Annotated in this window: 22 protein-coding genes; 13 read left to right on the top strand and 9 right to left on the bottom strand. The window is 68.8% G+C overall.

What is annotated here, in order from left to right; translation table 11 throughout:
* The first annotated feature begins 79 nt into the window (after positions 1-79).
* Positions 80-295, top strand: a complete 216-nt coding sequence (locus tag E3O60_RS09820) for a PLDc N-terminal domain-containing protein (RefSeq protein ID WP_088455915.1) — start codon at positions 80-82, stop codon at positions 293-295.
* A gap of 38 nt (positions 296-333) precedes the next feature.
* On the opposite strand, the gene E3O60_RS09815 is transcribed toward E3O60_RS09820, so the two are convergent.
* Together E3O60_RS09815 and E3O60_RS09810 are read right to left on the bottom strand one after the other, a co-directional pair.
* Positions 334-915, bottom strand: coding sequence for a dihydrofolate reductase family protein (locus E3O60_RS09815; RefSeq protein ID WP_088455916.1), 582 nt, complete (start codon positions 913-915; stop codon positions 334-336).
* Positions 916-970: 55 nt separating this feature from the next.
* Positions 971-2017: an ATP-dependent DNA ligase gene (locus E3O60_RS09810; protein WP_088457950.1), complete on the bottom strand. Its 1047-nt coding sequence runs from the start codon at positions 2015-2017 to the stop codon at positions 971-973.
* A 110-nt stretch (positions 2018-2127) separates the two neighbouring features.
* Between E3O60_RS09810 and E3O60_RS09805 the strand changes: the two genes are divergently transcribed.
* On the top strand, positions 2128-3837 hold the full coding sequence (locus E3O60_RS09805) for an AMP-binding protein (protein ID WP_134497931.1): 1710 nt from the start codon (positions 2128-2130) through the stop codon (positions 3835-3837).
* 19 nt (positions 3838-3856) lie between these two features.
* Here the strand turns inward: E3O60_RS09805 and E3O60_RS09800 are convergent, their stop codons facing one another.
* Complete coding sequence (locus E3O60_RS09800; protein ID WP_134497929.1) at positions 3857-5323, bottom strand: phosphotransferase; 1467 nt, start codon at positions 5321-5323, stop codon at positions 3857-3859.
* 23 nt (positions 5324-5346) lie between these two features.
* On the bottom strand, positions 5347-5889 hold the full coding sequence (locus tag E3O60_RS09795) for a GNAT family N-acetyltransferase (RefSeq protein ID WP_088455919.1): 543 nt from the start codon (positions 5887-5889) through the stop codon (positions 5347-5349).
* Between the two features lie 86 nt (positions 5890-5975).
* Between E3O60_RS09795 and E3O60_RS09790 the strand changes: the two genes are divergently transcribed.
* Complete coding sequence (locus E3O60_RS09790; RefSeq protein WP_134409145.1) at positions 5976-7184, top strand: hypothetical protein; 1209 nt, start codon at positions 5976-5978, stop codon at positions 7182-7184.
* A gap of 97 nt (positions 7185-7281) precedes the next feature.
* Complete coding sequence (ppsA, locus tag E3O60_RS09785) at positions 7282-9708, top strand: phosphoenolpyruvate synthase (RefSeq protein ID WP_134497927.1); 2427 nt, start codon at positions 7282-7284, stop codon at positions 9706-9708.
* Positions 9709-9726: 18 nt separating this feature from the next.
* Here ppsA and E3O60_RS09780 read toward each other — a convergent pair whose 3' ends face one another.
* Positions 9727-10059: a hypothetical protein gene (locus E3O60_RS09780; RefSeq protein WP_088455922.1), complete on the bottom strand. Its 333-nt coding sequence runs from the start codon at positions 10057-10059 to the stop codon at positions 9727-9729.
* 75 nt (positions 10060-10134) lie between these two features.
* A complete protein-coding gene (locus E3O60_RS09775; RefSeq protein ID WP_088455923.1) occupies positions 10135-10416 on the bottom strand; it encodes a hypothetical protein in 282 nt (93 codons plus the stop codon).
* Positions 10417-10634: 218 nt separating this feature from the next.
* Here E3O60_RS09775 and E3O60_RS09770 point away from each other — a divergent pair, with 218 nt between their 5' ends.
* The 4 genes from E3O60_RS09770 to E3O60_RS09755 all read left to right on the top strand — a co-directional run bounded on the left by E3O60_RS09770 (position 10635) and on the right by E3O60_RS09755 (position 14468).
* Entirely contained in the window at positions 10635-11231 is a 597-nt protein-coding gene (locus E3O60_RS09770) for a DUF4956 domain-containing protein (protein ID WP_088457951.1), read from the top strand.
* Positions 11228-12037, top strand: a complete 810-nt coding sequence (locus E3O60_RS09765; RefSeq protein ID WP_241980247.1) for a VTC domain-containing protein — start codon at positions 11228-11230, stop codon at positions 12035-12037. The genes E3O60_RS09770 and E3O60_RS09765 overlap by 4 nt, the downstream gene beginning before the upstream one ends.
* Before the next feature lie 51 nt (positions 12038-12088).
* Complete coding sequence (locus E3O60_RS09760; RefSeq protein WP_134497925.1) at positions 12089-13927, top strand: carbohydrate-binding domain-containing protein; 1839 nt, start codon at positions 12089-12091, stop codon at positions 13925-13927.
* Positions 13928-14063: 136 nt separating this feature from the next.
* Positions 14064-14468 (top strand): phage holin family protein, encoded by a 405-nt coding sequence (locus E3O60_RS09755; RefSeq protein ID WP_088455925.1) that lies wholly within the window; start codon positions 14064-14066, stop codon positions 14466-14468.
* Positions 14469-14495: 27 nt separating this feature from the next.
* Here E3O60_RS09755 and E3O60_RS09750 read toward each other — a convergent pair whose 3' ends face one another.
* On the bottom strand, positions 14496-15698 hold the full coding sequence (locus tag E3O60_RS09750; RefSeq protein ID WP_088455926.1) for an MFS transporter: 1203 nt from the start codon (positions 15696-15698) through the stop codon (positions 14496-14498).
* A gap of 15 nt (positions 15699-15713) precedes the next feature.
* Positions 15714-16379: a GntR family transcriptional regulator gene (locus E3O60_RS09745; RefSeq protein ID WP_103460985.1), complete on the bottom strand. Its 666-nt coding sequence runs from the start codon at positions 16377-16379 to the stop codon at positions 15714-15716.
* 167 nt (positions 16380-16546) lie between these two features.
* On the opposite strand from E3O60_RS09745, the gene E3O60_RS09740 reads away from it, so the two are divergent.
* Positions 16547-17386, top strand: a complete 840-nt coding sequence (locus E3O60_RS09740; RefSeq protein ID WP_088455928.1) for an SDR family NAD(P)-dependent oxidoreductase — start codon at positions 16547-16549, stop codon at positions 17384-17386.
* Positions 17387-17408: 22 nt separating this feature from the next.
* Here the strand turns inward: E3O60_RS09740 and E3O60_RS09735 are convergent, their stop codons facing one another.
* Positions 17409-18245 (bottom strand): hypothetical protein, encoded by an 837-nt coding sequence (locus E3O60_RS09735; protein WP_134497923.1) that lies wholly within the window; start codon positions 18243-18245, stop codon positions 17409-17411.
* Between the two features lie 151 nt (positions 18246-18396).
* Here E3O60_RS09735 and E3O60_RS09730 point away from each other — a divergent pair, with 151 nt between their 5' ends.
* The 4 genes from E3O60_RS09730 (at position 18397) to E3O60_RS09715 (ending at position 23219) form a co-directional block, all read left to right on the top strand.
* A complete protein-coding gene (locus tag E3O60_RS09730; RefSeq protein WP_241983640.1) occupies positions 18397-19134 on the top strand; it encodes a DUF72 domain-containing protein in 738 nt (245 codons plus the stop codon).
* Positions 19135-19359: 225 nt separating this feature from the next.
* Positions 19360-20748 carry an FAD-binding oxidoreductase gene (locus tag E3O60_RS09725; RefSeq protein ID WP_088455930.1) on the top strand — a complete coding sequence of 463 codons (1389 nt, stop codon included), beginning with the start codon at positions 19360-19362 and terminating at the stop codon, positions 20746-20748.
* Between the two features lie 259 nt (positions 20749-21007).
* Positions 21008-22807 carry an HNH endonuclease signature motif containing protein gene (locus E3O60_RS09720; protein WP_134497921.1) on the top strand — a complete coding sequence of 600 codons (1800 nt, stop codon included), beginning with the start codon at positions 21008-21010 and terminating at the stop codon, positions 22805-22807.
* A gap of 157 nt (positions 22808-22964) precedes the next feature.
* Positions 22965-23219, top strand: a complete 255-nt coding sequence (locus E3O60_RS09715; protein ID WP_088455932.1) for a BatC protein — start codon at positions 22965-22967, stop codon at positions 23217-23219.
* The last annotated feature ends 25 nt before the right edge of the window (positions 23220-23244 follow it).

Raw genomic sequence — 23244 nt, 5'->3', positions numbered from 1 at the left:
GAGCGGTGCGCCGGTGGCATGATGCGACTAACGCGCTGCGCCAGTTCCGGTGCCTGCGCGGCAACGATGGGAGAAAACCATGGCATCACGGAAGTGGAGCGAGATGACCGGGGGCCAGAAATCCGGCGTCATCGCCGGCGGTCTCGTGCAGCTGGTTCTGGCCGGACTCGCCTGGAGCGACCTGGCGCACCGGCCGGCAAAGAAGGTCAACGGACCCAAGGGTGTCTGGGCCGCCGTGATCTCGATCAACTACGCCGGCCCGATCGCCTACTTCATCGCCGGCCGCAAGGACTAGCCACCGAACGATCGTGACCCCGCGGTGTCGGTGATCGGTCAGCGGCGCATCCGAAAGCGCAGGTGGAGCACCCGGGTGCCCTGAATCACCACGTCCGGATCCTCCAACAGATGCTGTGCGTGCACCGACCCGAAGTAGCGCTTGCCGGACCCGAACACGACGGGGACGACGTCCATGCGCACCTCGTCGACCAGGCCCGCGGCGAGCACCTGGCCACCGACATCGCCGGCGGCGACCTCGACGATGCGGTCACCCGCGAGCTCCCGCGCCATGGCCACTGCCGCCTCCACCCCGTCGACGAAGTGAAACGGCGCCTCGGCATCCCAGCCCTCTGGCTTCGGCCGGTGCGTCACCACGACCACGTGGTCGACCCCGCCCGGAGGTATCCCGTCCCAGCCGTCCGTGATGTCGAAGACGTGACGGCCGACGATCGTCACCCCGATCTGGTCCCAGTAGGGCCGGATGTAGTCGTAGGACGTCTGCGACACCGTCACCGCGCCGCTCTCGTCCACTGGGACGTCACCGCCGGACAGCCAGTCGAACAGCGGTCCGGGTTGGTCGTTCTCGTCCGCGATGAAGCCGTCCACCGACACCGAGCTGTACATGACCACCGTGCTCACGGGGCTCTCCTTTGGTCGGGGGTGCGCCAGACGTCACACCCGGTCATCCTGCCGGTCAGTCCAGCACGTCGCCGAGGTCGTAGTCGATCGGCCGTTCCAGCTGGTCGAAGGTGCAGGACCGGGCGTCCCGGTCCGGGCGCCACCGCTCGAACTGCACGGTGTGCCGAAACCTCTCGCCCTCCATGTGGTCGTACCGCACCTCGAGCACCCGGCTGGGCTGCAACCGCACGAAGGAGGTGTCCTTGTTCGCCGAGAACCGGTTGCGCTCGGTCTCCCCGGTGACCACGGCGCCCTCCTCGTCTCGGAGCACCAGCGGTTCCAACTCGTCGATCAGCCGCAGCCGCCAGGCATCGCTGAACGCGGATGCGCCGCCGACGCTGTGCAGTTCACCGTCGTCGCCGTAGAGGCCGAGCAGCAGCGATCCCACACCGCTGCCGCTCACGTGCGTGCGGTAGCCCAACAGCACGACATCGGCCGAGCGGTGGTGTTTCACCTTGAACATCGACCGCTTGCCCGGCGCGTACACGGCCGCGAGCGGCTTGGCGACGATGCCGTCAAGGCCCGCGCCCTCGAACTCGATCAGCCACCTTCGGGCCAGGGCGACATCCCGCGTGGTTCGGGTGAGGTGGATGGGGTCGCCGAGGTCGCCGATCAGGTCTTCGAGGGCCGCCCGGCGGTCGACGAACGGGGTGTCGAGCAGGCTGTGACCATTGCGAGAGAGCAGGTCGAAGGCGACGAAGGTGGCCGGGGTCTCGTCGGCGAGCCGGCGCACCCGGCTGGCCGCCGGGTGGATGCGCTGCGACAGCTGCTCCCAGGAGAGGTGTTCGCTGCCCGGGTCCCCGGTGCGCAGCACGATCTCGCCGTCGAGGACGCAGGGCTCCGGCAGCAGGTCTTCGAACGCGTAGGTGAGTTCGGGGAAGTACCGGGTGAGCATCTTGGATCCGCGGCTGGCGATCGTGCTGCTGGTGCCGTCGAAGGTGACGATGCTGCGGAAGCCGTCCCACTTGGGCTCGTAGCTCAACCCGCCGGGCACACTGTCCGGTTCGGGAACCGTGTCGACGGCCCTGGCGAGCATGGGGGAGACGGCTGTTGCGACTGCCATGCCCGCAGTCTGGCCCGCTTCGGCCTGGCCGAACACCCCTTCGTGCACATATTCCCAGCCAGATGGGTGTCCATGCCCGTGGAGGCATCCAGGGTGAGGAAGATGGAACCATGACTGAGCGCCCGAGTACGACCAACTTCCGCCGCGCCCGCGACCAGCTCCTCGAGCTGCGGGCCGACCACCAGGGCGCCGCCGCCGCCTTCGTCTGGCCGGACGTGGGCGACAGCTTCAACTGGGCCACCGACTGGTTCGACGTGATCGCCACCGGCAACCACAAGACCGCCCTGTGGATCGTCGAGGAAGACGGCCGCGAACTGAAGGTCAGCTTCGACGCGATGGTCACCCGCTCCGACCAGGTCGCCACCTGGCTCGTGCAGCACGGCGTCACCCGGGGCGACCACGTCATGCTCATGCTCGGCAACCAGGTGGAGCTGTGGGAGACCATGCTCGCCATCCTGAAGGTCGGCGCGGTCATCCTGCCCACCTCCACGGTGCTCGGCAGCCACGACCTGGCCGACAGGGTGCTGCGCGCCGGCGTGCAGCACGTGATCGCCAACACCCAGGACACCGCCAAGTTCGCCGACGTGCCCGGGGAGTACTCACGTATCTGCGTCGGTGAGCCGGCAGCGGGCTGGACCGACTACGCCGAGTCGCACCGCGCCGAAACCGACAAGGTCGACGTCGCGGTGTCCTCCACCGACCCGTCGCTGATCTACTTCACCTCCGGCACCACGAGCAAGCCCAAGATGGTGGTGCACAGCCAGACCTCGTACCCGGTCGGGCACCTCACCACGATGTACTGGCTGGGCCTCCGCCCCGATGACGTACACCTGGCCATCAGCTCACCGGGCTGGGGCAAACACGCCTGGAGCTGCTTCTTCTCGCCGTGGATCGCCGAGGCCACGGTGTTCATCTACAACTACTCGCGATTCAACCCCGCCGCGCTGGCCCACCAGCTGCACCGCGCCGCCGTCAGCACCTTCTGCGCGCCGCCGACGGTGTGGCGCATGCTGATCCAGGCGGATGTCGGCGCCAAGCCGGCGAGTCTGCGCGAGATCCTCTCGGCGGGTGAACCGCTCAACCCCGAGGTCATCAACCAGATTCAGCGCGCCTGGGGTCTGACCATCCGCGATGGCTACGGCCAGACCGAGACCACCGCGATCGTGGGCAACGTGCCCGGCTCGGTCCTCAAGGCCGGTTCGATGGGGCTGCCGCTGCCCGGTGTTGCCGTGGTGCTCGTCGACCCGGTCACCGGGGCACTCACCGAGGAGGGCGAGATCTGCCTGGACCTCAGCACGCCCGCGGCGAACCTGATGTCCGGCTACCACGGCGACACCCGGCGGAGCGCCGAGGTGCTGCGCGACGGGTACTTCCACACCGGCGACGTCGCCATCCGCGACGAGAACGGCTACCTCACCTTCATCGGTCGCACCGACGACATTTTCAAGTCCTCCGACTACAAGGTCTCGCCGTTCGAGGTGGAGAGCGTGCTGATCGAGCACCCTGCCGTGATGGAGGCCGCCGTCGTGCCCGCCCCCGACGACACCCGGCTGAACATCGCCAAGGCCTATGTGGCCCTTGCGGCGGGCTGGGCGCCGGATGCCGAGACGGCCCTGGCGGTGCTGCGGCACGCCCGCAACGGCCTGCCGCCGTACATGCGGGTGCGCCGGGTGGAGTTCTTCGAGCTGCCCAAGACCAACTCGGGCAAGATCCGCCGGGTGGAGCTGCGGGCGCGGGAGACCGAGGCCGCGGCAGCGAACGTGCGCCTGGCCGATGAGTGGCGCGACGACCAGTTCCCCGAGCTGAAAAAGCGGTCCTAGCGGGGAAACTCGCGGGAGGTCAGCCCGGGCTGTGGGCGGCGGCGTTGGCCTCCTGGGCGAGGCGCCGCACCGCACGCAGCGGAATCGGCAACCAGGTGGGCCGGTTGCGGATCTCGTAGATGCTCTCGTAGACGGCCTTGTCGAGTTCGAACGCGGCCAACAGGGCCTCCTGCCCGGCATGGGCGGTCCCGGCCTGGTAGTCGCCGTCCCCGGCGTGGTAGCCCAGCAGGAAGGCCGCCCGGGCGGTCATCGCCCACTCGATCGCGGCGGGCGCTGCAGCGGGGTCCCGCATGGCGATGGTCGCGCCCACGTAGTCGAACGAGCGGAGCATGCCGGCCACATCGCGCAGCGGGATGTCCGGCAGCGAGCGTTCGGCGAGCGGGCGCAGAGGTTCGCCCTCGAAGTCGATCAACACCCAACCGCGCCCGGGCACATCAAGCACCTGGCCGAGGTGGTAGTCGCCGTGGATGCGCTGCAGCCGCGGCCACGGCGCCGCCTTCGCCCTGGCGAATACGGCCTCGATGGCCTCGCGGTGCGCGGCCAGCTCCGGTACCTCGCGGGCGGCCAGACGGTACCGTTCCCGCATGGTCAGGCACAACTGGTTGATCACATCCGGGGTGGACGCCACGGTGGGGAACACCCTGTCGAGGTCCCGGTGTACCGCGGCGGTCGCGACTCCGAGGGCGTGGGCGGGGATGCTGAAGTCGTCACCGGCCGCGGCAGCAGCCAGGGCGACCCGCCAGGCGTCGTCGACCCCGGGCAGGAACTCCTGAGCGAACACGAGGTGACCGCTGTGCCGGGCGGCAGAGAGCGGGTTCGTCCACTCGCCCGACACGGCTCCGATCGGCTCGGGAACAAACCTGGATCCGGCGCCGGCCAGGGCCGACTGCACCGAGACATCCGGGTTCGACCCGGCTGCGACCACCCTGAACACCTTGCAGATCACCGGGCGACCGGGCCGGCCGGTCTCGTCGGCGACGTCGAGGATGATCGAGGTGTTCGACTGTTCGCCGCTGATGACCCGGCTGGCCGTGACGCTGTACGGGGTCGAGTCAGCGGGCCCCACTCCCGCCCGCAGCAGCTCACCCCGCGCGGTGACACCGTCCGGGTCGTCGGACGATGGCGACGCGGCCGAGGTGATGAACCCGAGCAGCGCCGCGGCGTAGACGGGATCGTGCGGGGCGTCGTACACGTAGCGGGGGAGCCCGTCACGACCCACCGTCTGGGCGATGAGAGCCGACGACTCAGGCAACGGCGCCGTGCGCTCGGTCAGCGGCAGTTGGTAGAGCGTGGAGAACCTGCTGGCCGTGTCGAGCACCAGGTGGCAGGCGATGCGCACCCCCGCCTCGTCGGCCGGCAGCGCCCACTGGCCGATGCTGCGCAGCACCGGGCTGTGCGCCTTGCCGGCAAACCAGCGCTGCGCGCCCACCCAGCCGTCGATGGCCGGGGTGAGGTCGATGCCGGTGCCGGCGCTGGCGTGCTTCATGTGGTTCAGCGTAGCCGGACCCGCTACCGCCCAGACGCCGAACGAACCTTCGGAACGGCTGCGCTCAGCAGCGACACGACCACGGTGTCGTTTTTGGTGGCCTGCTGCCCGATCTCGGTGAAGCCCAGCCGGCCGTGAAAGGCCAGCGACTCGGGATTGGCCGGCCGTAGGTTGACCTCGCAGAACACCACATCGGCGGGCAGGGCACGCGCGGTGTCGAAGACCGCCGCGTAGAGCCTGGCGCCGAGGCCCCTGCCGCGATGGCCGGCCGTCACGACGATGCGGTCCACGTAGAGGAAGGTGCGGGCGCGGCCGGAGAAAAATCGGTAATTCTCACTGGCATAGTCGGCGCCGGCCGCGAACAGAATCGCGAAGCCGAGCACAGTGTCCGGCTCGGCATCCGCCACGACGACGATCGCGCTGTGGCTCGCAATGATCAGCGCCGCCAGGGCGTCGGCGTCGAGGTCGTTGACGGCGGGCACGGCGGCGCTGTTGAGCGCGAGCACCTGCGCGGAATCGGTGTCGAGGAAAGGACGCAGGGACACCTGAGGCAGCGTTGCGGTCATTCTCTGACGATAATCGATGTTTGCTCCGGTGTATCGCTGGGCACGGGGGCGGGGGCGCTACGCTGATCCCGACGTGAGGGGGAGCCGTGACGCAGGACCCGACGCTCGCGGCGCCCGCCGTCGAACCGTCGTCCGCCCCCACGCCCCATCCCAGAACGCGCCGCACCATCCTGACGACGCTAGCCGTGCTGCTCGCCGTGGCCGTGGGCGGTGGCGGATTCTGGGGTTGGGGCGCAGCCGCTCAGGACCGCTACGAGACGGCAACCTCTGCGCTCACCGCCCAAGTCGGCGAGGAGACCGACGCCAGGAACGCCTCCGACGCCAGGTCACGCAACCTGGTCTGGCTCGCCGAGCGAATCCGCGCTGTGGCCGCCACTCCCGCCTTCGCCGCCGACGCACTCCCCGAAGCCGACGCGCTTCGCGAGATCCTGGCCGAGCTCGAACCCGTCATCGAGGCATCCGACACCGCCGAAGCGATCAGACCCCCGGCAAACGACGAGCCCGTCAGCGACAACGACCACAGCCTGCCCTGGCAGGCCATGGCCGAGGCCGAGCGCATCGAGGGCCTGACCGGTCAATCACAGAGTGCCGAAGACCGGCTTCGCGCGTCGGCTCAGGCGGCGACGACCGGCCGGGACGACCTCGATGCGGCGGAGGCGGCATATTTCACCGCGGCGGCGACCCGGGCCGAGCAGACGATCGTCGACAACCGACTCTCGAATCGTTCGGTGCAGGTTCCGCTCATCCGGCTGATCGAATACGCGCGGGATCCCGCCATGTCGAGCGCCAGGGACGCCGTGTTCCTGACCTCGATGACGGATGCCGAGGCGCAGGTGCGTTCCTCGGAGGCCATCCACCAGGCCGAGGCCCACGATCCGGCCTGGGCGGTGCGGCGGGAGATCGAAGCGTACGCCCGCTCGCTCAGCAACGGCATCGCCCTGGAGTTCATCTGGGCACCCGAGGTATCCGGTCTCGGCGCGGACTGGCTCTCCGGCACCGCAGAGACCTACGATTCCGATGGCGGCTGGTCGATCATCAGCCTCAACTACACGATCGAGAATGTCTGGTACGAGGGCTCGGACGCCCACGCGGTCGTCGCCCACGAGGTGGGGCACACCCAGGTCTACCGGGAGAACTGCTGGCCGCTCTTCTCGGGCTCCGCCTTCAGCCAGGATCAGGAGGCCTGGGCCACGGCCTGGTCGATCAGCCAGGGCTTCGACGAACCTGGGTCGGGCATCGAGGCCTACGGCCGCCCCACCGACGAGCAGATCGCCGTCGCCGGTACGTGCCGCTGAGCCCGGCCCCGCAGGCCGCGGCACTCTAGCCGCATCCGCCGCAGAGCAGTAAGTTGCGGCTGGGGAGTGCGGCGCTGCACCAATGCCAGGAGGAATCATGCGTGGTCGCGAAGTGGTCTGGTTCAATTCCATCGGCCTGACGGACATCCCGCAGGTCGGCGGCAAGAACGCCTCCCTGGGAGAGATGGTGCGCTCGCTCTCGGCGCGCGGCGTGCGAGTACCCAACGGCTTCGCCACCACCGCGGATGCCTACCGCGCGTTCATCGAGGCCAACGGCCTGGAACCGGTGATCCGTGAGCAGCTGGACCGCTACCACTCCGGCGCTGGGTCACTCCGCGAAACCGGCCAGAACCTGCGCGAGGCCTTCCTGGCCGGCGAGTTCCCAGCGGCCATCGCTGAGGACATCCGGGTGTACTACCGCACCCTGTCCAAGGACGCCGAGGTGCCCAACCTGCCCGTCGCCGTGCGCAGCAGCGCCACCGCCGAGGACCTGCCCGACGCCAGCTTCGCGGGCCAGCAGGAGACCTTCCTGAACGTGAGCGGCGAACGCGACCTGCTCGACGCCTGCCGCCGCTGCTACGCGTCGCTGTTCACCGACCGGGCCATCAGCTACCGCGAGGTGAAGAAGTTCGACCATCTCGACGTGGCCCTGTCGATCGGGGTGCAGCGGATGGTGCGCAGCGACCTCGCCGGCTCCGGCGTGATGTTCTCCATCGACACCGACACCGGTTTTCCCGGCGCCGCCGTGATCAGCGCGGCGTGGGGCCTGGGCGAAACGGTGGTGCAGGGCGCCGTCGACCCCGACAAGTACCTGGTCTTCAAGACACTGCTGGACGAAGAAGACTACGAGCCCATCATCGAGAAGACCCTGGGCCGGAAGGACCGCAAGATGACCTACGCGGAGGGCGGCAGCGCACGCACCCGGGTCATCGACACCCCGGAGCGGGAACGCCGGGCGTTTGTGCTCAGCAACACCGAGATCGTGCAGCTCGGGAGGTGGGCGACCATCGTCGAAGACCACTACGGCCGGGCGATGGACATGGAATGGGCCAAGGACGGCCTCACGGGTGAGCTGTTCCTGGTGCAGGCTCGGCCGGAGACCGTGCACTCGCAGAAGAGCCTGACCCGGTTCTCGGTCAGCCGCCTCACCGAGACCGGACCGCTCCTGGTCTCCGGCGTGGCCATCGGCGACAGCATCGCGTCGGGTACGGCCTGCGTCATCCGGGACCCCGCCGACATCGAGAACTTCCGCGACGGCGCCATCCTTGTCACCGAGATGACCGACCCGGACTGGGTGCCGATCATGACCAGGGCGGCCGGCATCGTCACCGATCACGGCGGCCCCACCAGCCACGCCGCCATCGTCAGCCGCGAACTCGGCGTGCCCGCGGTGGTCGGCACCCGCAATGCCACCGAGGTACTCACCGAGGATTCGCCCATCACCATCTCCTGCGCCGAGGGCGACGAAGGATTTGTCTACGCCGGCATCCTGGCCTCTGAGACCGAACAGATCGACCTGGGCGCCGTGCCGATCACCCGCACCCAGGTGATGGTGAACATCGCCAGCCCGGCGGCGGCCTTCGAATGGTGGAGACTGCCCACCGCCGGTGTGGGGCTGGCGCGGATGGAATTCATCATCAACAACCTCATCAAGATCCACCCGATGGCGCTGGTGCATCCGGAGCGGGTCACCGACCCGGCCGTGCTCCGCCAGATCACCGAGCTCACCCGCGGTTACGCCGACCTCGGCGAGTACTTCGTGAACACCCTGGCTCTGGGTATCGCGAAGCTGGGAGCGCCGTACTACCCGCACCCGGTGATCGTGCGGCTGAGCGACTTCAAGTCGAACGAGTACGCGCACCTCATCGGCGGCGACGTCTTCGAGCAGGCGGAGGAGAACCCCATGCTGGGCTTCCGCGGCGCATCAAGGTACTACGACGCCAAGTACGCCGAGGGTTTCGCGCTGGAGTGCCGGGCGCTCAAGCGCGTGCGCGAGCGGATCGGCTTCAGCAATGTGATCGTGATGGTGCCGTTCTGCCGCACCACCACCGAAGCCGACAGGGTGCTCGCGGTGATGGCGGAGAACGACCTGGTGCGCGGCGAGAACGGGCTGCAGGTGTACATGATGTGCGAGATCCCGGCGAACGTCATTCTGGCCGAGCAGTTCGCCACCAGGTTCGACGGCTTCTCGATCGGCTCCAACGACCTCACCCAGCTGGTGCTCGGTGTCGACCGGGACTCCGGCGACCTGGCGGCGCTCTTCGATGAACGCAATGAGGCGGTGCTGCGGATGATCAGCGAGGCCATAGACAAGGCTCACGCGGCCGGCATCAAGATCGGTATCTGCGGGCAGGGACCGAGCAACTACCCCGATTTCGCCGAGTTCCTGGTGGGCGAGGGTATCGACTCGATCTCGCTCAACCCGGATTCATTCCTCAAGACCGTGCACCGCATCAAGGAGGCCGAGACGGCGGGGGCGGCCGGCGAATGGCCCCAACCCGCCAGGGTGACGAAGCCAGGCTGACGAGGCCAGGCGGCGAACCTAGTCCAGGTCCTCGTTGCCACGCAGATCCGCACCGTCGAGCACGGCACGTTCGTAGTCGGCCTCTGCGGCGTCGGCGACCTGCCGGGCCGCGATCACACGCTCGCTGATCCGGTGTTCGACGGCCTCGGCCATCGCCACCTCGTCCGGGGAGGCGTTGGCCAGTAGGTCCTCGAGAACGTCGGGATCGCGATGCATGGCCTCGATCGCGGACACCTCGGCACGAGCCACCGCCGCCCGGCTGCGCAGGAAGGTGATCCGCGCCTCCCACCGGCTGTCGGTCAGGCTCGGCTTGGGTCCTGGGTCCGGGTTTTCGCTGTTGTTGTCGCTCACGGCGCCTCCCTTGTCGGTGGGAGCCTAGCGCCGCAATCCGGCCTGCGGAATGGACCGTCAAACCGGACCGGACCCTCAGTCATAGGCACGCAGCAGCTGCCAGCGGCCGCCGCCGTCGTCGTGCTGGATGTCGAAGACGAGCGAGGTGCCGTCCTCGGCGGTGCCCTGGCAGCGCCAGGCGGCGACCGGTTTGGGCGGATGGGTGAGGAAGTACAGCAGCTCGTCGGGCAGCGACACCGACGCCGTCAACGGCGTGGGGGTGTCGGTCACCCTGAACCGGCGGGCACGCCAGACCAGGCGAACCGGAGAACCCTCCGGCGATACCCAGACCGCGACGGTTTCGTTAATCAGACTCATGGCACATCACCTCAACAGTTAGAACATATGTTCGAAGTTTACTCCTCGGGGTCTGACAATGCGAGATCGGGTTGCCTCCGGTGCGAATGACGCTTCGGGTGATCACCGACCCGGCAGGCCGACTCAACTGCGGCTCATAACCGCCGCATAGCCGACTCATAGGGGTGTCCGGCTAGATGGACAACGTTGCGTTACCGATTGTTCATTTGGAGGACACCATGCTGCAGGCCACGATCATCCTGATCGATCTGCTCTTCATCAGCCTGCTCACGTTCGGGCTGTATTTTCCGCGTCACCGGCGCCGGGACCTCGTTGTCGCGTACCTCGTGGTCAATGTCGGCGTGCTGGCCGTGGCCCAGGTGCTCGCGTCCAGCACCGTCGGCGTCGGCCTCGGCCTCGGCCTGTTCGGCGTGCTGTCGATCATCCGCCTGCGCTCGAGCGAGATCGAGCAGCACGAGGTGGCCTACTACTTCGCGGCGCTGGCCCTGGGCCTGCTCGCCGGCCTCAGCGCCGAACCGACGGTGCTCACCGTGGTGCTGATGACCCTGATCCTCGCCGTGGTCTACGTCGGCGACAACCCGCGCCTGTTCCGCAGCTACCGGCAGCAGAGCGTGGTGCTGGATGCCGCGTTCGCCGAGGAGTCCGCTCTCATCGCTCACCTCGAGGGGCTGCTCGGTGCCCGGGTGCACGGGGTGCACGTACGCAGTCTCGACCTCGTGAACGACACCACCCTCGTCGACGTGCGGTACCAGGTGGGTGCGGGGCGTGCCCCGACTGCCACGCCGGCTCCGGTTCTGCAGGAGACGAGCCGATGAGTGCCGTGCCGATGAGTGCCGTGCCGACCGGCGTGGTGCTGGACGTGCCGCTCGCGGGCCTGGGCACCATCGGCCTGGCCGAGCTCACCGACCGGGCCGGTCTGCTCACCCGCATCGACCGCAAGTACGTGGTGCCCCGCTCGGAGCTGGACGCGGTCCTGGTCGACCTGGACCCCGGTGTGCGGGTGCTCGACATCGACGGGGTGCGCTCCAGCGCCTACGAGTCGGTGTACTTCGACACCCCCGAGCTCACCAGCTTCCTGATGGCGGCGCATCCGCGCCGGCGCCGCTTCAAGATCCGCACCCGCACCTACGTCGACTCGGCCCAGAGCTACCTCGAGGTGAAGACCCGCGGCGGCCGGGGCGTGACGGTCAAGGACCGCCTGCCGTATCCGATCGGCGACAGGGCAACGCTCACCACCGAGGGGCGCCGGTACACCGACACCGTGCTCGACGAGGCCGACATCACCGGCGCCGAGGGGCAGGACCTCGTGCCGACCCTCACGACCAGGTATCGGCGGACGACCCTGTTCCTCCCGGAATCCAGCAGTCGCGCCACCATCGACACCGGACTGTCGTGGTCGACGGTTCGCCGGGGGAGCACCCCGCAGCTCCGGCTTGACCGGCCGGGGCTGTCGATAGTAGAGACCAAGTCCGGCTCCCGGGCATCCGCCGTTGACCGGATTCTCTGGGCCCACGGCCATCGCCCGGCCACCATCTCGAAGTACGGCACCGGCTTGGCCGCCCTCCGCAGTGACCTGCCCGACAACAAATGGGCGCCGGTGCTTCGCCGGTACTTCCGCTAGCCGGCCCCGCACTCCTTGATCCTGTTCGACCCCACCGATTGTGAGTACCCCATGAAGAAATCTCCCCAGACCCCCTCTCCCCGGACCGCCCACCGGGTGCTGCCGTTCCTCGTCACCGCGGCACTGCTGACCGGCTGTACGGCCGTCACCGCGACCACGGACTCGACGGGAACCACGTCCGCCGGCACCGCCGCGGTCGCGATCGACGAGTCCACCACGGCCGCCGAAGTGCTGGCCGCCAACCAGGCGACCCACGCCGACGCCGACGACGACGAGTGGGACGCCGCCGACGTGGTGCAGATCACCCTGGCCGGCGACAGCGTGTCGGCAGAAGGCGGTGCCGTGACCGTCGCCGGCAGCACGGTCACCATCACCGCGGCCGGCACCTACGAACTGAGCGGCACCCTGGAGGACGGTCAGATCGTCGTCGCCTCCTCGGGCGAGGGCACCGTGCGCCTGATCCTCAACGGCGTCGAGGTCAGCAACTCCACCGGGGCAGCACTCGTGGTGACCGAGGCCGACGAAGCGATCATCGTTCTCTCCGACGGGTCTGCCAATACCCTGGCCGACACCGACTCCTACGCCGAGGACACCGACGCGAACGCGGCGCTCTACAGCGCGGCCGATCTCACGATCACGGGCAGTGGGTCGCTCGAGGTGACCGGCAACGGCAGCGACGGCATCACGAGCACGGATGGCCTGATCATCAGCTCGGGCACCGTCACTGTGACGGCGGTGGACGACGGCATCCGGGGCAAGGACTATCTGGTGGTTGACGGTGGCACCGTCAGGGTGACCGCCGGCGGCGATGGCCTCAAGTCCGACAATGACGAGGACGACAGCCGCGGCTACCTCGCTCTCATCGGCGGCGCCGTCGAGGTGATCGCCGGCGGCGACGGCCTGCAGGCGTTCACCGATGTGGTGTTCGCCGGGGCCACCGTCACGGTCGAATCCGGCGGCGGCCACACCACCGCGGTGTCGGAGGACGCGTCGGCGAAGGGCGTCAAGTCTGGGGTGGTCACTGTCGTCGACGGCGGCACCCTCACCGTCGACGCGGCGGACGACGCGCTGCACTCGGACGGCACCGTGCGGATCGCCTCCGGAACGGTGAGACTCGCGGCCGGTGACGACGGTGTGCACGCAGACACGGCGCTGGACGTCATCGGCGGTGACACCACCATCACGACCTCGGATGAGGGCCTGGAGAGCACCGCCATCAGCATCGGCGGCGGCACGGTCTCGATCACCGCCAGCGACGACGGCATCAACGCGTCCAGCGGCACCGAGACCGGTGCTGGGACCGGCACCGAGGCACAGGGCGGCGGCGGTGGCGGTATGGACGCCGACGGCGGGGAGACCATCACCATCACCGGCGGCACCACCACGATCGACGCCGGCGGAGACGGGTTCGACTCCAACGGGTCCGCGACCATGAGCGACGGCATCCTCGTCGTGAACGGGCCGACCGACAACGGCAACGGGGCACTCGACGTGAACGGTAGCTTCACCGTCACCGGCGGCACCCTGCTGGCCGCGGGCAGTGCAGGAATGGCGGTGTCGCCGGAAGCCGGGTCAGAGCAGACCTTCGTGGCCATCGCCCTCGACTCGACGCCGGCTGCCGGCACCGTCGTGCAGCTCGTGGACAGCGCCGGCGACGTGGTGATGGCCTACGAGTCGGCCAAGGACTTCCAGTCCGTGGTGTTCTCCTCCGACGAACTGGTCGCGGGCGAGACCTACAGCGTCCACGTGGGAGGCACGGCGTCCGGCGAAATCGCCCCGGGCGTTTATGCCGACGGTGATTACGCGTCGGCGACGAACACGACCACCGTCACGGCCGGCGAGGCCGCGACGGGCACCATGGGCGGCGGCGCTGCCGGCGGACCTCGCTGACCGAGACTCTCACCGCAGTGCGACGGCCGGCCCCGACGGGCCGGCCGTTTCGCGGTGCGGAGCCTCCCACAGCAGGTAGAGCAGCCACAGGGCGGCCGGGGATGACGCGGACCCGTGGCGGCGCTACCATCGCGGCATGATTCGCATCCTGCTGCGCGCGCTGGTCTTTCTGCTTTCGGCGGCCCTGGGCCTGTGGGTGGCGTCGCTGGTGCTGCCCGACCTCACCGTCACCCCGAGCGGATTCGTGACCGCGGTGGTCGTCTTCGCGGTGACCCAGAGCGTGCTCTCGCCATTCTTGGCCAAGGTCGTCGCGCGGGGAGCGCCGGCGTTCCTGGGCGGCATCGGCCTGCTGTCGACGTTCGTCGCGCTGTGGATCGCCTCGCTGTTCCCGGGCGGCCTCACCATCGAGGGCTGGCAGACCTGGATCCTGGCCGCGCTGGTGGTCTGGCTGATCACGGCCGTGGCGACTCTCCTGCTTCCGCTGGTGTTCCTGCGTGAGGCGAAGGACAAGCGAGGCACGACCGCGCGCCCGACGCCCTGACAGCATCCTGAAGCCGGCGCTCACCGCTTACGCGCGGCGCAGTCCCACCGCGGTCAGCGCCAGGCAGCCGGCGCACGCGGCGGCTAGCAGCGAGAGCATGGTCGGGTAGTTCGCGAACTCGGTCAGGCTGGCGAAGGCCACCGGGAGCAGGAAGCCCAGGTAGGTGAGGCTGTAGTAGACGCCGGTGATGCCGGCCAGGTCGGTGGCGGTGGAGATCCGCTGGATCTCGACGAGGCCGGCGACGACCGTGATGCCGTAGGCCGCGCCCAGCACGATGCCCGTGATCAGCGCCAGTAGCGGGGAGAGGGTGACTGCTGTTCCCACGGCACTGAGGATGCCCGTGAGCATGAGGCCCATGCCTACCAGGAGAGCCCGGCCGTTGGTGATCGAGTTGAGCCTGGAGACCTGAGGCTGCACCAGGGCTCCGGTGCCCAGGGTGACCACGGTCAGGAGGGTGGCGAAGGCCAGGTTGAGCTCGCCGAGCTGCGACTCCACGAGCTTGGGCATCATGGCGTAGGCGATGCCGGCGGCGCCGAACACCCACGGCGCCGTCGGCAGCACCACCCGCAGGAAGCGGCGGTGGCCGGCCAACGGCACCTGCAGGTCGAGCCACAGCGACCCGTGTGCCCGGCTGTGCGGCACGGTCTCCGGGGTGCGCAGCAGGCGGGGCAGGATCAGCAGGCTCAGCACGATGTGCACGACGTAGGGGAGCAACGTCGGCATCGGGCCCCACTGTGCCAGGAGGCCGGACACCCCGGCGCCCAGGCCGAAGCCGACGGTCAGGGTGAGCGCGGGACGCCGGGCGCCGGCGGTCGGTCGGGCCACGAGGTCGAACGGGGCGCTCGAGAGTTCCTTGATCCACGCGGTGCCGACCGACATCGCCACGCCCACGCTCAGGCCGGCGAGGAACCGGCCCAGGCAGATGACGACCTCGCTGGAGAACCCGAGCCCCAGCAGGATGCTCGCGGTGATGCCGGCGAGGACCCCGGCGACCATGAGGGGCTTGCGTCCGTGGCGGTCGGAGAGAGCCCCGGCCAGCAGGAGACCGGGAACCAGGCCGACGACGTAGAAGCCGAGGAACAGATCGGCGGTCACCGTGGAGTAGTTGCCGAGGGTCTCGTACATGTGCAGGAGCGGGGTGAAGTGGTTTCCGCCCCAGGCCATGACGAACAGGGCGGGTGCGGCGAGGTGCCACGGGGGAGTAGAGCGGGGAGTGCGGCGGCTGGTCATGGTTCTTTCTGGTTGCTAGAGCATCCGGGGCAGGCGGTGCCCGGATTCCAGGTGGGCCCGCAGCGCCTGGTCGTAGGCGACGGTGTCGCCTGCCCGTAGGTGCTCGGCCAGGAGGCGGTGTTCCGCGATGAGCCTGTCGATGCTGTCGGGGTCACGGGCGGCCACCCTGTGCACCAGGCGTTCGAGCCGGGGGCCGAGGCGGGCGTAGATCCCGTCGATGACACTGTTGTGGGTCTCGTCGACGATCCGCGCGTGGAAGCGGTGATCGGCGCGGGCGTAGGCCAGGAGGTCGCCGGCGGCGGCGGCATCCGTTTGTGTCTGGATCAGGGCAGTCAACTCGGCCTCGACGGCGTCGATCTGGCTGGGGCGCTCGCCGAGGACCTGCACGGCCTTGGTCTCGAGCAGGATGCGCACCTGCAGGAGCTCGGCGGTCTCGGTGTCGTCGGCCGCGGTGACGATGGCGCCCTTCTTGGGGAAGAGCCGCAGCAGGCCAGCCGACTCCAGTGCGAGAAAGGCCTCCCGGACCGGGGTGCGGCTGAGTCCGAGGGAGGCAGCGACATCACCCTCGGTGATCAGGGCGCTCGCCGCGAGCTCGCCGGAGATGATCGCCTCGGCCACGTGGGTGTACGCGCGGTCCACGGCCGAGGAGCCGGCCGGGTGGGAGCGTGCCGATAACTGCATTCCTTCATCGTACCGAAAAACCGGGCTGATAAATGCATCAATAACCTCAACAGGGTTCGGCGGCGGTTCGGCTGCGGCCCGTTTGACGGCGTCCCGGCCGCCCGCAGTAGAGTTCAGGCACTGTGAGTCGACGATGCCTCGCCCCGAAATGAGCGGAAGAGCACCAGATGACCGACCGAACCATTGTGATCACCGGCGCCAGCGACGGCATCGGTGCGGCAGCCGCCCGAGCCTTGGCAGCGACCGGTGAGCGCATCGTGATTGTCGGGCGCTCGCCGCAGAAGACCGAGGCCATCGCCGCCGAGCTCGGTGCAGACCACTTCATCGCCGACTTCGGCCGGCTCGCCGAGGTGCGCACCCTGGCCGCCGAACTCCTGCAGCGCTATCCGCGCATCGACGTGCTCGCCAACAACGCCGGCGGCATCATGGGCAACCGCGAGATCACCGTCGACGGCCACGAGAAGACCTTCCAGGTGAACCACCTGGCGCCGTTCCTGCTGACCACCCTGTTGATGGATCGCCTGCTCTCCAGCCGGGCGTCGGTGATCAACACGTCGAGCACCGCCAACCGGTTCGGTCGAATCGACCTCGACGACCTCGAGAACGACCGCAAGTACTCGCCCAACAACGCTTACGGCGATGCGAAGCTCGCCAACATCCTCTTCACCCGCGAACTGCACCGGCGCTACAATTCGCGCGGCCTGGTCACGGCGGCGTTCCACCCGGGTGTGGTCGCCACGAGCTTCTCCACCGACTCCACAAGCATCATGCGGCTGGTCTACCAGACCGCACTCAAGCGCATGCTCATCACGCCGGAGAAGGGCGCGGACACCCTGGTCTGGCTGGCGAGCACGGCCGCCGGCGTCGACTGGCAGTCGGGCGAGTACTACGAGAAGCGCAAGGTGCACTCCACGAACCATCAGGCGACGGATGCCGGCCTCGCGACGGCGCTCTGGGAACGCAGCATCGACATGGTCGCCACCGACCTGCTTCCACAGGGCAGCTGAGCCCGACCGATACCTGTTCGGCCTAGACGATCTTGGTCAGGGCCGTGAACGACATGGTCGAGGATTGCCCGTTCTGGCAGGTCTGGTAGAGCAGGTCGTAGCCCCGCGGGATGTCAGCGGTGCTGTCCCGGTCGGCGTTGAGCATGACCACGATGCCGTCCACCCGGTAGGTTCCGGCGTGCACCCCGGTGAGGGTGATCACGGTGCCGGCGTCGTCCGGAAAGTCCTTGCCGCCGCACGACCAGTGCTCGGCGATGGTGGGAACGTCCTGGTAGTGCGCGGTCACGTCCACGGAGCCGATGCACTGGTCGAGCTCCGGCGTCCAGCCCGTGGCGTGCACATTGTTGGTGTACCTCTCGCGCAGGATCCGCTCTTGCTCGGCCTGCCACTCGGCCATGGCGGCGTTGACGGCCGCCACCGGCACGGCGAGGTCCTCGGCGACGCCGTCGACGCCGTTTGCGGCACCGAAGTCGAACGCGGAGAGGGTGCGGGCGTCATCGCGCACCCCGACGCCCATCTCGAAGAGGGTGGTCGAGGCGGCCGACGACGCAGCGGTGCTCTCCGCCGTCGTGAGCTTCTGGGCGGCCGCGCTCAGGCGCGTGGTTGCGGTATCGATGGCGTCAGCCAGCTCGAGTCTGGGTTGCTCGGTGAAGACCTTGCCCTCGCTCGCGGCCAGGGTGGCGATGGCATCGTCGAGCGCGGTCTCGCCATCGGTGACGGTTCGCACGGCCGCGGCCTGATCGCTCTGGAAGGCGGCAGCGGCGGCATCGTATTCGCTCTGGGCCGTCGCCAGGGAAACCGCCCGTACGACCAGGACGACAGCCACAACCAGTACGAGGGTGATCGCGGCCACGATCATCCGGGCGCGGTGGCCCGTCGCCCAGCGCGCCGGTGGCAGGCGTGGGCGAGACGTGTGTCGAACATCCCCAGAAATCCGTGCCACCCCCCGCTGCGTAGACGTGCCGGTCATGTCGCCGGACCGTGACTTGAAATACTACAGACCCGGTGTTATGACCGGACCGATGATTCACATCGGTACCTCGGGCTGGAGCTACGACCACTGGGAGAACGTGCTCTATCCCATCGGCCTGCCCGCAGCGAAGCGGTTGGCGTACTACGTGGCGGCCTTCGACACTGTCGAACTCAATGCGAGCTTCTACCGGTGGCCCCGCGCGACGGTGTTCGCGGGCTGGCACCGACGGTTGCCCCCGGGCTTTCAGATGTCGGTGAAGGCTCCCCGGGGCCTGACCCACGCGAAAAAGCTCTATGCGCCGGAGGTCTGGGCAGAGCGGATCGGCGCGGGCTGGCACGAGCTGGGCGACCGGCGCGGCGTTCTCCTGGTGCAACTGGGCCCAGGCCAGACCCGCGACGACGCACGCCTGGACTACTTCCTCGGCTCCCTTCCGTGCTGGATCCCGGTGGCGGTGGAGTTCCGGCACGAGAGCTGGCTCGACGACGAGGTCTTCGCCCTGCTGGAGCGGCACGGAGCCGCCTATTGCGTGATGAGCGGGGCGGGGCTGCCCTGTGTGCTGCGCGCGACCGCGCCCTTCGTCTATCTCCGGCTGCACGGCCCTGCGCATGACTCCCTCTACGCGGGGTCGTATTCCGATGCCGACTTGCGGTGGTGGGCAGGCCGCATTCGCGAGTGGTCGGCCCAGGGCCGGGAGGTGTTCGCCTACTTCAACAACGATGGCGACGGCAACGCGGTGCGGAATGCCTGGGCGCTGCGCGCGGAACTCGGGGTGTGACGGAACACGGTTCCCCTGGTCACAATGCCCGCACAAGGCCCCTAGCGCCCGCGGCGAGGGTGAGATATGCAAAGCGGTATGGACGCCCAGAATTACCGGGCCGGCCTTGCCAAAGCGCGGGTCACGGTGAAATCACCTGCATAGAATTGTGGCCCCGGGCGCGGTCTGACGAGTGAGCGCGTCGATGAGGCACCGGTCGACGGTGCGATTCCAGCAGAGGTATTCATGACCGAGACCCACGTCGCGTCCACAGTTGTCACCGAGCTCTCCGCCGTGCTCTCCGCCGCGCAGATCGTGACGGGTCCCAGCACCGAGAGCAACCGTCGGGACCAGTCCGAAGGAACCTTCAGCGGTGAGCCGCTGGCCGTGGTCTTTCCGGCCAGCACCGAAGAGGTCGCCGCGGTCGTCACCATCGCAGCCGCCCACCGCATCCCGATTGTGCCGCAGGGAGCTCGCACCGGGCTGGCCGGCGGGGCGAACGCCATCGACGGCGCCATCGTGCTGAGCACCACCCGGCTCAAGAAGATCCTGGCCGTCGATGCCGCAAACCAGACCGCCACGGTGCAGGCCGGCGTGCGCACCATCGCGCTGGCCCGCGCGGCCGAGGCCGTTGACCTGTTCTACCCGCCGGATCCCGGCTCGTGGCGAGCCTCGACCATCGGCGGCAATGTGGCCACCAACGCCGGCGGGATGCTCTGTGTCAAGTACGGCGTCACCGGCAACTTCGTGCGCCAACTCACGGTGGTGCTCGCCGACGGGTCGATCGTGCGCACCGGGCAGCGCACCATCAAGGGCGTCGCCGGTTACAACCTCACCGCGTTGCTGGTGGGCTCAGAAGGAACCCTGGGCATCATCACCGAGATCACCGTGGGCTTGTTGCCCAAACCCGGGAGCCCCTCCGGCGTGGCGGCGACCTTCGCCAACACCGCGGATGCGCTGGCGGCCGCCAATACGATCGTTGCCGGGGACCGCCGGCCGAGCGTTGTCGAATTCCTCGACGGTGCCTGCATCGCCGCGATCAACGCGTTCGATCCGGCCTCCACTCTGCCGGCCGGGGCCGGCGCGCTGCTGCTTGTGCAGTCGGACCAGATCGGCCAGGCCCACGACGACGTCGAGGTCTACGCCGAGGTGCTGCGAACCGCCGGAGCCGGCGTGGTCACCATCGCACACGATGCCGAGTCGCTCGAGCGGCTGATGAGCGCGCGGCGTCTGCTGCACCCGGCCGTGCAGGCTGTGCGTGGCGGCTGCCTGAACGAGGACATCACGGTGCCACGCTCCCAGCTCGGCGCCCTGCTGCAGGGTCTGGCCGAGATCTCCCGGGAACTCGACGTGCCCATCAGCACCGGCGGCCACGTGGGCGACGGCAACCTGCACCCGGTGATCGGCTACGACCCCGAGGTGCCCGGTGAGATCGACAAGGCGCACGCGGCGTTCGCCAGGGTGATCGACCTGGCGATCTCACTCGACGGGTCGGCGTCGGGGGAGCACGGAATCGGTGTGCTCAAGCGGGCACACCTCGATGACGAGCTCGGCCCGGTGCTGCGCGACCTGCAGTTGCGGGTGAAGGCGGCCTTCGACCCGCACTCGATCCTCAACCCCGGCAAGAAGCTCTAGGGCGTCGGCCCGCGCGCGAGGTCCGAGTGCTGGTCGGGCGCGGGAGTGTTCTATCCCCGCTTGTCGTGCCTGTCGATTTCGTGGTGACCATGCCGAATTCGAACCCGCAACCCGTCCTCGACAACGTGCCCGTCCCGTCGGTCTACCCTGTCGAGACCCCGCGAGCCATCCTCTGCAGTGCGGAAATGTTTTCGATATCCGTTCCGGAACTTGCTGACATTTCCTCGCATATAGGTGCGATTCGTGAGAGAATGGGGGTATGGACGACGAGCTGGATAGTGGCTCCACCGCACCGACGGGAATGACTCCCACCGGTCCGAACCTGCACGACTGGAACACCGGCCTGTCCGGTCCGGATCCCTTCACCGGCCCGGATGCCGACAGTCTGAGCGGTACTTCCGACATGAAGGCCGCCGCTGCAGGTGGAGCTGCCGGCCGCACTCGAGGTCGGTCGAAGCCGCGGCCCGAGTGGCGGGATCCTGCCGAGTTGCTGGGGGTGCAGCGCGCGCATACCGGTGCGTTCGGTCAGAAGCTCCAGGCCCTGGATGATGCGGCGCGGACGGTGATGGCGGTGATGGACTCCATTGACGTGAACGCCCTGAGCGACCCGGAGGTGGTCGCGTTGACGCAGATGGTCGAGCGGACCGGCCGGCCGGTGGATGCCGCCCGGGTGGCCACCGCGACCGTGGTGGGTTACCGGTCCCGCAGTGGGCTGGGCGCGGAGTCGTTGGCCTGGCGGTTGGGGGCGTCGCACCAGAATGATCTGCTGATCGGGCTGACCGGCACGTCGGTGCCGGAGATGAAACGACGCGTGGCCCTGGGTGAGAAGGTCGCCCCGCGGATGTTGGGCGGCATGGTCCTCGAGCCCGGGTTCCCGTTCGTGGCCGCAGCCTTGGCGGCCGGGGAGATCGGTATTGATGCGGCGGAGAACATCGTGAAGGGTTTGGCCGACTACAAGGTGCACGGCCGCTTCGACGCGGACCAGTCGCTGGTGGACGGTGGTGAGGCCGAGCTGGTGGAGTCCGCGACCGGGTCCGTGTTCGGCCGCACCCCCGGCCCCGGCGACATCGCCACCGCCACCGATGCCGATGACGCCGACACCGGCGCCGGCGCCGGCGCCGGACAAGTCTGCACCGGACCGGTCCGGCGTCTGGGTGCGTCGGCGGGGTTCACGTTCCCGGCGGACCGGATCCGGGAGATGGCGGCGACGTGGCAGGCGGTGTTGAACCCCGACGGCGCCGCGCCGAGCGATGCGGTTTTCGAGGCCAAATCCACGTTCTCGTTCGGCAAACTCAGCCAAGGGTTGCACCCGCTGCGCGGCGGGGTGACGCCGGAGCTCAAGGGCATCATGCAGAACCTGTTCAACACGTTCCAGTCCGCGCGCAGCGCTCCCGCGTTCCCGTCCGCGGAGGAGCAGCAGCGTATCGAGGCCGGCGAACTGGTTCCCGGCGAGATCCTCGACGAACGCGACGGCGGCCAGAAACGAGCCGACATTCTCCGCGGCATCCTGGTCCAGGTCGCCCAAGACCCTCGCACCCCGACCATGGGCGGGATGCCGCCGACGGTGATGGTGCACGTGAACGCAACCGACCTGATCAACGGGGTCGGGGTCGGTTGGATCGACGGCGTCGAGGGGCCGATCTCGATGAAGACGATCAATCAGATGGTCGACAACGGCGGCTTCCGGCCGATCTTCTTCGGCGGCACCGGCACCGTCCTCGCCCTCGGCGACAAAGTCCGCTGCTTCACGCCGCTGCAACGCAGGGCGATCACCGCCCGAGACGGCGGCTGCATCATCCCCGGCTGCACCTGCCCACCGCAATGGACCGAAGTCCACCACGTGCAGCCGTGGCAAAACGGCGGCCCCACCAACGTGAGCAACGGGGTGCTGCTGTGTTGGTATCACCACCACAACATCGACACCTCGGGGTGGCACATCCGCATGGTCCTGGGCATGCCCGAAGTCAAAGCACCCCACTGGATCGACCCCACCGGAACCTGGCGAAAACCACCCCAACACCGCGCCCACGACCCCAAATACCGCCGGCAAGACGAGTAGCCGCGGCATGGTGGCGCCCGAGTCCGGATTCTGGGTCACCAGGCTCGACGGGCTCAACCGACGGTGATTTGTTGCTGGCCCTGCCATCGGGGCGGCCCGCGACGTACTATCGCCTTGGGCGTCAGCCGGCGCCCGGTTACGGCTACGGAGGTATGCAGTGGGCATCAATGACGACGACATCACCACATCCGGCGCGGATGCGAACGAAGGTACGGCCGATGGCGGCGCCAATCCGGCGGGCCACGACGGCGGTGCCGACGGAACCGCGGACGCCGGAGAGGGCACCGCGGACGGCGGCGCCAACCCGGCAGGCCACGACGGTGGCGCTGACGGCTCCGCCTCGAGCGAGGGCGTTGCAGACGGCGGCGCCAACCCCGAAGGTCACGACGGCGGCGCCGACGGAACCGCCTGATGACGAGCGAAGGGCGCGGGGCGAG

The organism is Cryobacterium sp. TMB1-7, assembly GCF_004402435.1.
GTDB classification, from domain to species: domain Bacteria; phylum Actinomycetota; class Actinomycetes; order Actinomycetales; family Microbacteriaceae; genus Cryobacterium; species Cryobacterium zongtaii.
The sequence above is the reverse complement of the archived record's forward strand: the minus strand, read 5'-3'. Positions and strand labels throughout refer to the sequence as shown.